This window comes from Pseudomonas sp. GM25 (assembly GCF_000282255.1).
GTDB lineage: Bacteria > Pseudomonadota > Gammaproteobacteria > Pseudomonadales > Pseudomonadaceae > Aquipseudomonas > Aquipseudomonas aphyarum.
On the sequence record NZ_AKJQ01000029.1, the window covers coordinates 13,854 to 26,514 of the forward strand.

General features: G+C 62.7%; 11 protein-coding genes and 1 riboswitch. Of the genes, 5 read left to right on the forward strand and 6 right to left on the reverse strand.

Annotation, left to right across the window (positions count from 1 at the left end; translation table 11 throughout):
* Positions 1 to 128: 128 nt before the first annotated feature.
* Positions 129 to 234, reverse strand: a riboswitch (TPP riboswitch).
* A gap of 196 nt (positions 235 to 430) precedes the next feature.
* On the forward strand, positions 431 to 1,864 hold the full coding sequence (locus PMI24_RS06930; RefSeq protein ID WP_007952228.1) for a TolC family outer membrane protein: 1,434 nt from the start codon (positions 431 to 433) through the stop codon (positions 1,862 to 1,864).
* A gap of 31 nt (positions 1,865 to 1,895) precedes the next feature.
* Here the strand turns inward: PMI24_RS06930 and waaA are convergent, their stop codons facing one another.
* Together waaA and PMI24_RS06940 are read right to left on the reverse strand one after the other, a co-directional pair.
* Positions 1,896 to 3,176, reverse strand: coding sequence for a lipid IV(A) 3-deoxy-D-manno-octulosonic acid transferase (waaA, locus tag PMI24_RS06935; RefSeq protein WP_007952235.1), 1,281 nt, complete (start codon positions 3,174 to 3,176; stop codon positions 1,896 to 1,898).
* 11 nt (positions 3,177 to 3,187) lie between these two features.
* Entirely contained in the window at positions 3,188 to 4,090 is a 903-nt protein-coding gene (locus PMI24_RS06940; protein ID WP_007952236.1) for a LysR family transcriptional regulator, read from the reverse strand.
* 102 nt (positions 4,091 to 4,192) lie between these two features.
* On the opposite strand from PMI24_RS06940, the gene PMI24_RS06945 reads away from it, so the two are divergent.
* The 4 genes from PMI24_RS06945 to PMI24_RS06960 all read left to right on the forward strand — a co-directional run bounded on the left by PMI24_RS06945 (position 4,193) and on the right by PMI24_RS06960 (position 7,707).
* A complete protein-coding gene (locus PMI24_RS06945) occupies positions 4,193 to 4,525 on the forward strand; it encodes a DMT family transporter (protein WP_007952237.1) in 333 nt (110 codons plus the stop codon).
* 197 nt (positions 4,526 to 4,722) lie between these two features.
* On the forward strand, positions 4,723 to 5,898 hold the full coding sequence (locus tag PMI24_RS06950; protein WP_007952238.1) for an NAD(P)/FAD-dependent oxidoreductase: 1,176 nt from the start codon (positions 4,723 to 4,725) through the stop codon (positions 5,896 to 5,898).
* Positions 5,895 to 6,707, forward strand: coding sequence for an aldo/keto reductase (locus PMI24_RS06955; RefSeq protein ID WP_007952239.1), 813 nt, complete (start codon positions 5,895 to 5,897; stop codon positions 6,705 to 6,707). Before PMI24_RS06950 ends, PMI24_RS06955 begins: the two co-directional genes overlap by 4 nt.
* Before the next feature lie 31 nt (positions 6,708 to 6,738).
* Entirely contained in the window at positions 6,739 to 7,707 is a 969-nt protein-coding gene (locus PMI24_RS06960) for a hypothetical protein (RefSeq protein WP_007952240.1), read from the forward strand.
* Positions 7,708 to 7,773: 66 nt separating this feature from the next.
* Here the strand turns inward: PMI24_RS06960 and hldE are convergent, their stop codons facing one another.
* From hldE to msbA, 4 genes are all read right to left on the reverse strand, one after another.
* Positions 7,774 to 9,198 (reverse strand): bifunctional D-glycero-beta-D-manno-heptose-7-phosphate kinase/D-glycero-beta-D-manno-heptose 1-phosphate adenylyltransferase HldE, encoded by a 1,425-nt coding sequence (hldE, locus tag PMI24_RS06965; RefSeq protein ID WP_007952241.1) that lies wholly within the window; start codon positions 9,196 to 9,198, stop codon positions 7,774 to 7,776.
* Between the two features lie 102 nt (positions 9,199 to 9,300).
* Positions 9,301 to 9,912 (reverse strand): adenylyl-sulfate kinase, encoded by a 612-nt coding sequence (gene cysC / locus PMI24_RS06970; protein ID WP_007952244.1) that lies wholly within the window; start codon positions 9,910 to 9,912, stop codon positions 9,301 to 9,303.
* On the reverse strand, positions 9,905 to 10,609 hold the full coding sequence (locus tag PMI24_RS06975; protein WP_007952246.1) for a sulfotransferase family 2 domain-containing protein: 705 nt from the start codon (positions 10,607 to 10,609) through the stop codon (positions 9,905 to 9,907). The genes cysC and PMI24_RS06975 overlap by 8 nt, the downstream gene beginning before the upstream one ends.
* Before the next feature lie 165 nt (positions 10,610 to 10,774).
* A complete protein-coding gene (gene msbA / locus PMI24_RS06980) occupies positions 10,775 to 12,577 on the reverse strand; it encodes a lipid A export permease/ATP-binding protein MsbA (RefSeq protein WP_007952248.1) in 1,803 nt (600 codons plus the stop codon).
* Positions 12,578 to 12,661: the final 84 nt, after the last annotated feature.

A 12,661-nucleotide genomic window follows, 5' to 3' on the forward strand; every position in this document is an offset into this window, starting at 1 on the left:
CATCCAGGCAGTGGATTGTCGGAGCAGAACCTGAAAGGCACGGACGCACCAGGACTGGTGCTGTGCATCGTCGTCGAGCGTTCGATTGTCGAACAATATCCCGGACGAAGCACAAGAGGACTCGCCGGGTGACGAGAAATCTTGTTCCCTACGCAGGCGCTAACCTGATCAGGTTCAACGGGATCCGAAATTATTCGATCTCAGCCTCATAGCAAGGCACCCCGACAAGAACCCGGCCAGTCTAGACACAACCGGCAAAGAACGCCAACACCGCTGCAAACACCATGATGAATGGCGCAATTGGCAGATTGTTGCCTGCCGCCTGCGCAACTACACTCGCTACGCCATGCTGCGCCTTGACGCTGCATGGGCCGCGCCTTACCTTTGGCGCCCGGATTATTTCCATAATATTCATGCTAGGGATCGCCTCATGCTGCGCAAACTCTCACTGGCTGTTGCCGTGTCTTGTGCGTCCACCGCCACGGTCTGGGCAGCAGAAGCGCCTTTATCGACCAGGACTGATCTGGTCAGCGTCTATCAGGAAGCGGTCGACAACAACGCTGACCTGGCCGCCGCCCGCGCCCAGTACGGCGCGCAGAAAGAAGTCGTGCCCCAGGCCCGCGCCGGGCTGCTGCCGAACCTGTCCGGCGGCGCCCAGGTCGCCAATGTGCGCACCGACATCGATCAGCCGTCGGCCGTCGCCAACCGCAGCGCCCAGTCGTATCAGGCGACCCTGGCGCAACCGCTGTTCCGCGCCGATCGCTGGTTCCAGTACCAGGCCGCCAAGGACGTCAACGAGCAGGCCGCGCTGCAACTCTCGGCCACCGAGCAGAACCTGATCCTGCAAACCGCCGAAAACTACTTCAACGTGCTGCGCAGCCAGGACAACCTGGCCTCGACCAAGGCCGAGGAAGCCGCGTTCAAGCGCCAGCTCGACCAGTCCAACGAGCGCTTCGATGTGGGCCTGTCGGACAAGACCGACGTGCTGCAATCGCAAGCCAGTTACGACACCGCGCGGGCCAACCGGATCGTCGCCCAGCGTCAGGTCGATGATGCGTTCGAAGCGCTGATCACCCTGACCAACCGTCAGTACAACTCGATCCAGGGCATCGTCCACACGTTGCCGATCCTGCCGCCGGCGCCGAACGACGCCAAGGCCTGGGTCGATACCGCCGCGAAACAGAACCTCAATCTGCTGGCCAGCAACTACGCGGTCAGCTCCGCCGAGCAGACCTTGAAACAGCGCAAGGCCGGCCACCTGCCGACCCTCGACGCGGTGGCGAAGTACGAGAAAGGCGACAACGATTCGTTTGGCTTCAGCAACCCGAATGCTTTCGGCACGCCGTATGGCGGCAACGTCGAACAACGCACCCTGGCGTTGCAGGTGAACATCCCGATCTACAGCGGCGGGCTGACCAGCTCCCAGGTGCGCCAGTCTTACGCGCAACTGGATCAGACCGAACAGCAACGTGAAGGCCTGCGCCGGCAGATCGTCGAGAACACCCGCAACCTGCACCGCGCGGTGAACACCGACGTCGAGCAGGTACAGGCGCGCCGGCAGTCGATCATCTCCAACCAGAGCGCGGTGGAAGCCACGGAAATCGGTTATCAGGTGGGGACGCGCAACATCGTCGACGTACTCGACGCCCAGCGTCAGCTGTACACCTCGGTGCGCAACTACAACAACACCCGCTACGACTACATCCTCGACAACCTGCGCTTGAAGCAGGCGGCGGGGACGTTGAACCCGGGTGACTTGCAGGATCTGACCCGATACCTGAAAGCCGACTACAACCCGGACAAGGACTTCCTGCCGCCGGATCTGGCCAAGGCTGCCGAAGCCCAGCTCAAGGCCCGGCCTTAAACAAAAAACGCAGCCCTGAGGCTGCGTTTTTTTATGGGCGGTCGATCAACCTTCCCAGGCCATCAAGCAAGCGTTGCAACGCGCCCTGATTGCGGCGCATCACGCTCAATCCGGCTTCGGCCATGCGCTGTGCGTCGCGCGGCAGTTCGAACAGACGCTGCACTTCTGTCGCCAGACCTTCGGCGTCATCCACTTCGGCCAAGGCTCCGGCGCTGCGCAGTTGCGCGGCGATGTCGAGGAAGTTGAACAGGTGCGGGCCGCTGATCACCGGTTTTGCCAAGGCTGCCGGTTCGAGCAGGTTGTGGCCGCCGTTGGGCACCAGGCTGCCGCCGACAAACGCGCTGTCGGCCAGCGCATAGAGAAACAGCAGTTCGCCCATGGTGTCGCCGAGCAGCACCGAAGTCTGCGCATCGACGCTCGCGCCGGTGGAACGACGTACCGTGGCGAAACCTTCACGCTGGCACAACTCGAACACCGAGTTGAAACGCTCCGGATGACGCGGCACCAGAATCAGCAGCGCATCGGGATGGTTGGCCAGCAAACGACGGTGAGCGTTCAGCACCACCTCGTCTTCGCCCTCATGGGTGCTGGCGGCGATCCACACCGGGCGCTCCAGCGCCTGCCATCGGCCGCGCAGTTCAGCAGCGCGTTGCAGCAGTTGCGGGTCGATGGTCAGGTCGAACTTGATCGAGCCGGTGACTTCGACCGTCTCCGGGCGCGCACCGAGATCGCGGAAGCGCTGGGCTTCGGCTTCGGTCTGCACGGCGAACAGGCTCATTTCAGCGAGCATCGGCGCGGTCAGTTTGCTGAACCGGCCATAGCCCTTGGCGGAACGCTCGGACAGGCGTCCGTTGGCCAGCGCCACCGGAATCCCGCGTTTGGCGCATTGGTGAATATGGTTCGGCCAGAGCTCGGTTTCCATGATCACCGCCAGTTTAGGCTGCACGCGATCCAGAAAACGCTCGGCTGCGCAGGGCAAGTCATACGGCAAATAGCAGTGCTGGATGCGTGGCTCGTTGGCGAACAGCGCGTGAATGCGCTCCGAACCGGTCGGCGTCATGCAGGTCACGGTGATTGGCAGCTGTGGATAACGTTGCAGCAGTGCACGGATCATCGGTGCGGCGGCGATGCTTTCGCCCACCGACACGGCGTGAACCCAGATGCCGCCCGGTTGCAGGGTCGGCATGCCGTAGGAGAATCGTTCGCCAATTCGCTTGGCATACGCCGGTGCCTTGCGCGAGCGCAGCCACAGCCGAATCGCCACCAATGGCAGCCCCAGATAAAACAGCGCGGTGTAGAGAGTTCTATTCATGGCGGCGGAGTTTATCGGCTTTTGCCGCCGATCGCCCGCAGGTGTATGGCAAATCGCTCCGCCAGCCAACGGGCGGCCGGCCCGAGGGGTTCGTCGCGGCGCCAGACCAGCTCCACCACCAGCGCCGGCGGCGTCCATTCGCTGTCCAGTTCCACCATCAGGCCCTGATAGGCCGAGTACTGCACCACGTGACGCGGCAGCCAGGCCCAGCCGAGGTCACGCACCAGCCATTCGGCCATCACGTAGAAACTGTCGGCGCGCCAGACCTGTGGACTGGCCGGTTCGCTGCCGGGGTAGACGCTGGTCTGGGTCGACATCAAAAGCTGCCGATGCTGAGCAAGCTGCTGGCAGTTGACCCGGGATTGCGCCGCCAGCGGATGATTGACCCCACAGACCGTGACCATTTCCACGCTGCCCAGCACCCGACGCTCGAGCGCTTCGGGGATTTCGTCGTGATAGAACAGCAACCCGAGATCGGCCCGACGCTCCACCAGCTTGCGCGAAACCTCGCCCTGGGCGGCGCTGGTCAGCTGGACTTCAAGACTGGGAAACTGTTCGGCCAGAGCGCCGAAGCTTTCCACCAGCGCCTGATAAGGCATCGCCTCGTCCTGCGCCACCCGCAGTTGTGCTTCCTGCCCGCGCATCATGGCCACGGCCCGACCGTTCAGGCGCTCGCACTGGCGCAACACTTCACGCGCCTCTTCAAGCAAGGCTTCACCCGTTTCGGTAAGACTCGGCTGGCGACCACTGCTACGCTCGAACAGACTGACACCGAGGTCGTCCTCGAGCATGGCAATCGCGCTGCTGATCGCCGACTGCGCCTTGCGTTGCTGACGCGCCACGGCGGAAAACGAACGCTGTTCAGCCACCGCGACGAACACCCGCAACTGCTCCAGATTCCACTGCATGCTCATCGGCCAACCCATCTTGTAAACAGATAGGTAATGACTTTACCCCATCTGGTGAATCACTAGAATGCCGCCTCAGAAAGCAACGCTACACACGAGGATTTGAACATGAACGCTTACGTCTACCTGGCCATCGCCATCTGTGCCGAAGTGATCGCGACTGTTTCGATGAAAGCCGTCAAAGGCTTCAGCACACCATTGCCACTCGTGCTGGTCATCGTCGGCTACGCCATTGCGTTCTGGATGCTGACCCTGGTGGTGCGCAGCGTGCCGGTGGGCGTGGCCTACGCGGTGTGGGCCGGCATGGGCATCGTGATGGTCAGCGTCGCGGCGCTGTTCATCTATGGGCAGAAGCTGGATATCCCGGCGATGCTCGGGATGGCGCTGATCGTGCTCGGCGTGGTGGTGATTCAGCTGTTCTCGAAAACCGCCGGCCACTGAACATCAGCCTCTACTCCTGTGGGAGCGAGCCTGCTCGCGAAGGCTATAGTCGACTCAACTACCAAGTCGCCTGAACCACCGCTATCGCGAGCAGGCTCGCTCCCACATTCGGTTTCGCATCCCCATTGATCATCGACAAATCCCCTTTTCCCCGAGTCTGTATACTGCGCCCTCGTCTTGAACACTGAGGTCGTTGCATGCCATCTCCAATTTCCACCGACGTGCTGATTGTCGGCGCGGGTGTCGCCGGTCTCTGGCTGAACGCGCGCCTGCGTCGCCAGGGTTTCTCGACCGTGCTGGTGGAAAGCGCCAGCCTCGGCGGCGGGCAGAGCGTGAAGTCCCAGGGCATCATTCACGGCGGCGCCAAGTACGCGTTGCACGGTGCGCTGACCGGCGCCTCGGAAGCCATCGCCGACATGCCGCGCCGCTGGCGTGAAGCCTTGGCCGGTAACGGCGAACTGGACCTGACCGGCGTGCGCCTGCTGTCCGAAGCCCATTACCTGTGGTCGCCGGGCACCTTGGCCGGCAACCTCACCAGTTTCTTCGCCAGCAAAGCGGTGCGTGGCCGGGTCGATCAGGTCAAGGGCGATCAACTGCCGCCGGCCCTGCAAGACAAACGCTTCAAGGGCAAGGTCTACCGCCTCGCCGAACTGGTGATCGATGTACCGAGCCTGATTCAGCGTCTGGCCGACCTGTCGGGTGACGGTCTGCTCGCCGGCCAGACCATCGAGCCGCTGCTGGAAAGCGGCGTGCTGGTTGGCCTGAAAGTCGATGGCCGTGAGATCCGTGCCCAGCGCATCGTGCTCAGCGCCGGCGCCGGTACTGCCGACCTGCTGACGGCTTTGGGCCTGACCCATCCGGCCATGCAACGCCGGCCGCTGCACATGATCATCGCCAAGGGCCCGGGCCTGAAACCGCTGTATGCCCACTGCCTCGGTGGCGGCACCAAGCCGCGCATCACCGTGACCACCCACCCGGCCGCTGACGGCCAGTGGGTCTGGTATCTGGGCGGCGACATTGCCGAGTCCGAAGGCGTGGCCCGTGAGCCGGCCGAACAGATCGCCACCGCTAAAAAAGAACTTGGCCAGTTGTTGCCATGGATCGACCTGAGCACCGTGCAATGGGCGACCCTGCGCGTCGATCGCGCCGAACCGCTGCAAACCGGTCTTACCCGTCCGGACAACGCCTTCCTCGCAGAAGAAGGTCGCTTGCTGGTCGGCTGGCCAACCAAACTGGCCCTGGCGCCGGACTTTGCTGACCGGGTGATCGCGTCCCTCGAACGCGACGGCATCCAGCCGAGCCACGCAGCTCCGTTGCCCGAGCTGCCAAAACCACCGATGGGCGTTCCCGCCTGGGAGCAACTGCTGCCATGAGCCTGCCGACCCTGCACGATCTGCATCGCCCGCTGGGCAACACCGGCCTGCTGGTTTCGCCGCTGGGCCTGGGCACCGTCAAACTCGGTCGCGACCAGGGTGTGAAATACCCCAACGGCTTCCAGATCCCCGACGACGATGCCGCGCGCATGCTGCTCAAACAGGCGCGGGAGCTAGGCATCAACCTGATCGACACCGCCCCGGCCTATGGCCGCAGCGAAGAACGCCTCGGCCCGCTGCTGCGCGGTCAGCGTCAGGACTGGGTGATCGTCAGCAAGGTCGGCGAAGAATTTGTCGACGGCCAGTCGACCCACGACTTCAGCGCCGCTCACACGCGGATGTCGGTGGAGCGCAGCCTGCAACGTCTTGAAACCGATTTTATCGACCTGGTGCTGGTGCACTCCGACGGTAACGATCTGGCGATCCTCAACGACAGCGAAGTCTACGCAACCCTCGCGGCACTCAAGGCCGAGGGCAAGATTCGCGGCTTCGGCTTTTCCGGCAAAACCGTCGACGGTGGCCTCAAAGCACTGGAGCAAGGCGACTGCGCGATGGTCACCTACAATCTGAACGAACAAAACGAGAAGGCGGTCATTGACTATGCTGCTGCCCACGGCAAAGCCATTCTGGTGAAAAAGGCCCTGGCCAGCGGTCATGTGTGCCTGAGTCCCGGCGTGGATCCGGTGCGCGCCAGCTTCGAATTGCTGTTCGCCCAGCCCGGCGTGGCCAGTGCCATCGTCGGGACGATCAATCCGCTGCACCTCGCCCATAACGTTGCGACCGTTGCCCAGGTCCTTCGTGGTCACTGACGCCGCCTCGCGGCCTTAAGCAGGAGCCGACATGCCGCGTACGCTCATCAGAAAGAACCCGAGCAACTTCAAGACGCTGCCGCTGTTCGTCGAAGCCACGCCGGAAGGCCTGACCTACCAGAGCGTCGGCATGCCACTGAATTTCGCCCAGACCCTGCAGCGGCGCAAACCGGTCAGCGTGGCCGACGCCGAGCGGTTTGCGCTGGAGCTGGCCAATCTCGGCGTCTCGGTGCGCCTGACCCTGCACTGGCAGAATCGCGATTACTGGGTGCTGGTGCGCCAGCGCCGGCAGGATCGCGGCGATGTGGTGCTCAAGTTGATTTCCGGTTACGTGCCGGCCCATGAGCTGAACATTCCGCTGCACACGGCGATCCAGGAAATCGCCGAAGAATGCCTGCTGGAAACACCGGAAGGCTGGCTCGGCGGACGTTTCAACGACACCTGGCTGCCAGCGCCGTATGCGTCGGCGCTGCATTATCGCGAGGCCCTGCCCTTTCGCCTGACGCCGCTGTCCGGTTCGGCCCGGCCGGTGCGCTGCGCCAATCTGCAATTGCTCGAACGGCCGAGGGCCTACGTGCACTTGCCGACCGCGTCCCTGCAATTGATCTACGACCTGCGACTGGACGTGCCCAAGGAAGCCAAGAACCTCAGCCTGTTTCATGTCGATGAACGACTGGAAGGCGATCAACTGGTCGCCCGACTCGACCGCAAACGCCCCGATCTGTACTTGATGCCATTACAGGACGGCGAACCGCTGCCTGAGCTGTACACGCTGAAGAAAGGTCAGTTGTACCCGGCGGGCACTCGCGGCCTGTATCTGGCGGAAAGTTTCGCCCGACAGGACGGCTGGCTGGTGCGCGATGAGCGGATTCGCTGGAAGGACTGGCTGCGCCAGCAGGGTTTGACCCCGCCGCCCAAGGACACGGGGCTGGCGCGATTGCGCGGCAAGGCGAAGCAGCTGCTGAAGAAGATCGTGCCGCGCAAGAAAGTGAACTCCTGAACGGCAAAAGACCGCGCCTGCGAGTGACTCTGGAGAGTCATCGCAGGCGCGGTCTTTATGTTTGCATCACTCGGACTTGCGGATTTTTTCCACAATCGCCGTGGTCGAGCTGTTTTCCACCAGCCCCAGCACTTTAACGGTGCCACCGTAGGCTTTGACGATATCGGCGCCGACAACCTGGTCGATGCCGTAATCGCCGCCCTTCACCAGCACGTCCGGCTTGACCTCGCGCAGCAGGTTTTCCGGGGTGCCTTCGGCGAAGCTGATCACCCAGTCCACCGCACCGAGACCGGCGAGAACCGCCATGCGCCGGTCAACGCTGTTGATCGGACGGCCCGGCCCTTTCAGGCGGCTGACCGAGGCGTCGTCGTTGATCGCAACGATCAGGCGATCGCCCTGGGCTCGCGCCTGCTCGAGGTAGGTCACGTGGCCGGCATGCAGGATGTCGAAGCAGCCGTTGGTGAACACGATCTTCTCGTTGTGCGCACGGGCATCGGCGACTGCCAGCAGCAGTTGCTCCAGACCCAGCACGCCGCGCTCGGAACCTTCTTCACGCTGAATGGCGCGACGCAGTTCCGGTGCGCTGATCGCCGCCGTACCCAGCTTGCCGACCACGATGCCCGCCGCCAGGTTGGCCAGCGCCACCGCGTGCGGCAGTTCTTCGCCAGCGGCAATCGCGGCCGCCAGGGTGGAAATCACCGTGTCGCCGGCACCGGTCACGTCGAACACTTCACGGGCCCGAGCCGGCAGGTGCAGCGCCGGATGATCCGGACGCAGCAGGGTCATGCCGTGCTCGCCACGGGTCACCAGCAGTGCGCCGAGATCCAGGTCGTGCATCAGCGTCGCGCCCTTGGTCACCAGCTCGTGCTCATCGGCGCAACCGCCGACGATGGCTTCGAACTCGCTGAGGTTCGGGGTGATCAGGCTCGCGCCACGGTAGATCGAGAAATCCTTGCCCTTCGGGTCGGCCAGCACCGGAATGCCTTTGGCACGCGCGGCCTGGATCAGCGCCTGATGGTTTTTCAGGGCGCCTTTGCCGTAGTCGGACAGCACCAGCACCTTGATGCCTTCGAGCAGGTCGTCGACCTGCGCGCCGAGGGCCAGTGCGTCGGTGGCGAACGGTTCTTCGAAGTCGATACGCAGCAATTGCTGGTGCCGGCTCATGACCCGCAGCTTGACGATGGTCGGCTGGTGCGCGATGCGCTGGAACAAGGCTCGCACGCCCGCACCCTTGAGGCTGTTGCTCAGGCTGTCGGCGGCTTCGTCGTCACCGGTCACACCGACCAGCGACGCCGGCGCACCCAGCGCGGCAATGTTCAAGGCAACGTTGGCGGCACCGCCCGGGCGGTCTTCGATTTGCTCGACTTTAACGACAGGAACCGGCGCCTCAGGGGAAATCCGTGAGGTACCACCATGCCAGTAACGGTCGAGCATGACATCGCCGACCACCAAGACAGGGGCTTGATCGAATCGCGGCATGGACAACTTCATGGAGCAACCCACATACAAAATGAACAGGGGCGCGATATTAACACAGGGTTGGCGAAGGCTTGTGCGGCGGCTGCAACAGGATGAAACAGCTGGCTTTTTTGCTCATTTTTTAAGCAGAAAAGCCGCCAACCGCTCGCAGGCCTCGCTCGGCTCGACCGCTTCCGTGTCGATCCGGCACTCCGCCGCCAACGGCGCCTCGTAAGGGCTGTCGATGCCAGTGAAATGCTGGATACGACCCTGGCGCACTGCCTGATACAAACCTTTCGGATCACGGCGCTCGCACACCGTGAGCGAAGTGCTCACATGCACTTCGATGAAGTCGCCCTCGGCAAACAGTTGCCGCGCAGCATCCCGCTCGGCCCGAAACGGCGAGATCGCCGCGACGATGACGATCAGCCCCGCATCGACCATCAGCCGGGCGACTTCCGCCATGCGCCGGATGTTTTCCCGGCGACCGGCATCGTCCATGCCCAGGTCCCGGCACAGACCATTGCGCACGTTGTCGCCATCGAGCAGAAAGGTGTGCAACCCGAATTGATGCAGGTGCAGCTCCAGCGAATTGGCCAGGGTCGACTTTCCGGCGCCGGACAACCCGGTCAGCCACAGGCAACGCGGCCGCTGTCCCTTGAGCGCGGCTCGCGCCTGGCGGGACAGCGCAAGGCTGTAGGGGCTGATGGCAGGCCGTGTCACCAGGCTGTGCAGCGCCTCATTCATAACCGAGCAACTCGTAGTCGCGCTGATAGGCCCGACGCACCAGCCGACGGGTTCGCGCCGAGCAGAACTCCCGCGCCTTCAGCGGTTGGCGCTGCCGGGAGCTGTTGACGTGCGGCAACTGACACACCATCCCCAAGCGGTCGCAAACCTGTTTGAAATCCTGTTCCAGATGTTCCTGGTAACCGATGAAGTCCAGGGCCAGATGACCCAGTGAATCGGTGAGAAAGTCGGTCTGTGCGGCAAAGTGCAGCTGCCGCGAGATCGTCTCCGGATGCAGCCAGCGTGCGACAAAATCGTCGAAATCCCGATATTGCCGAACCATCTGCTGAGCGGCGTGATCGCGCCCGCCCAAGGTGTTGCCATGCAAAAAGGCGTAAGCCGAATAGGCGCGCTCCAGCGGGTCGCGCACAAAGGCAAATTTGTAGGCCGCGGCATATTGCTCGGGAAATTGCTCTTCGTACCAGTACAACGGCAAGTGTCCGGGACGCCAGCCGTCGAACATCGCCGCGCACAAGCTGCTGCCGGCGCATTTGGGCACGTGGATAAACAGACAGTCGCGCTGCTCGAAGGCAGCGGGAAAGGCCAGGCTGGCCGACATCGACTTGTTCACCACTTGCCGGTCGACCACCGACAGGCGCCCCAGCAGAAAGGCCCGCTGCGGTTTGGGCAGCAATTTCCAGAGATAACGTTGCAGCATGCCAGCACCCGCGCGAAGAGGATGGCCCCTTCGATTTGAAGTCAGAGTTCGTTCAGGAACCTTAACAAGCGCGATGGCCGGTTTTATGCCGGTTTGGTCAAGAAGGGTAAAGGACTGGATACAAATCGCCGGGCGCATTGCGCGCCCGGCGTTTTCGAGGCGGGATCAGGCGATGTCTTCGGCCGGGGCGTCGAGGCCCATGGCGTTGAGACGCGCGTAGTAGCCGTTCTGTGCCAGCAGGTCGTCGTGGGTGCCGCGCTCGACGATCCGGCCCTGATCCATGACCAGAATCAGATCGGCCTTCTCGATGGTCGACAGGCGGTGAGCAATTACCAGCGTGGTACGGCCCTTCATCACTTGATCCAGGGCGGCCTGGATGTGCCGCTCGGACTCGGTGTCGAGAGCCGAGGTGGCCTCGTCGAGAATCAGCAGCGGCGCGTTCTTGAGCAAGGCACGGGCAATCGCCAGACGCTGACGCTGGCCGCCGGAAAGCAGCACGCCGTTCTCGCCGACCTGGGTGTCCAGGCCTTGGGGCAGCTGCGAAATGAAGTCCATCGCGTAGGCATCACGCGCGGCTTTCTCGATGTCTTCGCGCGGTGCCCCGGCCAGATCGCCATAGGCGATGTTGTTGGCCACGGTGTCGCTGAACAGCGTGACGTGCTGGGTCACCTGGGCGATGTGGCGGCGCAGGTTGAGCAGCTTGTACTGCTCGACTTCCACACCGTCGATCAGGATCTCGCCCTTGTCGTGGTGATAGAAGCGCGGAATCAGGTTGGCGAGGGTCGACTTGCCGCTGCCCGAACGCCCCACCAGCGCCACCATTTGCCCCGGCTCGGCCGAGAAGCTGATGTCGTCGAGTACCTGACGCTCGGTGCCCGGGTAGGTGAAGCTCAGGTTGCGCACATCGAGGCGACCGCTGACCGAATCACGCTCGACCGTGCCGGTATCGACTTCCGGTTCGACGTCCAGTTGCTCGAAAATGCTTTCGGCACCGGCCACGCCCTTCTGGATGGTCGAACTTACTTCGGACAACTGACGAATCGGCTTGGGCAGCAGGCCGGCCAGGGTGATATAGGCGACCATGTCACCGGCCGACGCGTCACCGCGCAGGAACAGCACCAGGAACATCAGCACCGCCATGGCGCTGTAGATCACCAGTTGCAGCATCGGCGTGTAGATCGCGCCGGTGCGAGTCATGCGCAGTTGCTTGTCGGTGTTGCTCTGGCTGGCGTCGAGGAAGCGTTTCTCCTCGTAGGCTTCGCCACCGAAGCTGCGCACCACGCGATAGCCCTGGATGGTTTCCGAGGCGACGTGGGTCACGTCGCCCATGGCCAGCTGGATCTTCTTGCTCTGCTTGCGGAATTTCTTGCTCGCGGTGCGCACCATCACGGCGATCAGCGGCAGGATCGCGACCATCACCAGCGTCAGCTTCCAGTTCATGAACAGCAGGGAGGCGAACAGGAAGATCACCGTCATGCCTTCACGGATTACGACCTTGATCGCATCTGTTGCCGCCCCCGTGACCATCGTCACGTTGAAGGTGATACGCGAAATCAGGTGACCGGAGTTATGCTTGTCGAAATAACGGTTGGGCAGGACCAGCAGGTTGTTGAAGAGCTGCACCCGCAGGTCGTGCACCAGGCCCAGGGAAACCTTGGCCAGGAAATAGTTGCCCAGATAAGATCCCAGACCCTGCCACGCAGCGATCAGGATGATCAGCAGCGGTACGGCCTGCAACAGTTGCAGATCGCGCAGGTAAGGCACGGTGGGAAACAGCACCGCCTCGGGATTGGACAGACCGTCGACAAAGTACTTGAGGATGTAGCCGAGCATCGGCTGGGTCGAGGCAAAAATCAGAAAACCGACGATGCTGATCAGGAACAGACTGATGTACGGCCGGACATAGCCGAGCAGGCGGAAGTAGATTTTCAAGCTCGAAGGGCTTGCGGCGGGACTGGAGTCGGTCATATCACGCGAAAGTCGATAAAAAGGACGCTGACTTTAGCACAGCTTCTTCAGGGTTCTGGCAATCGGGCAAAGGCTGTTATTGTT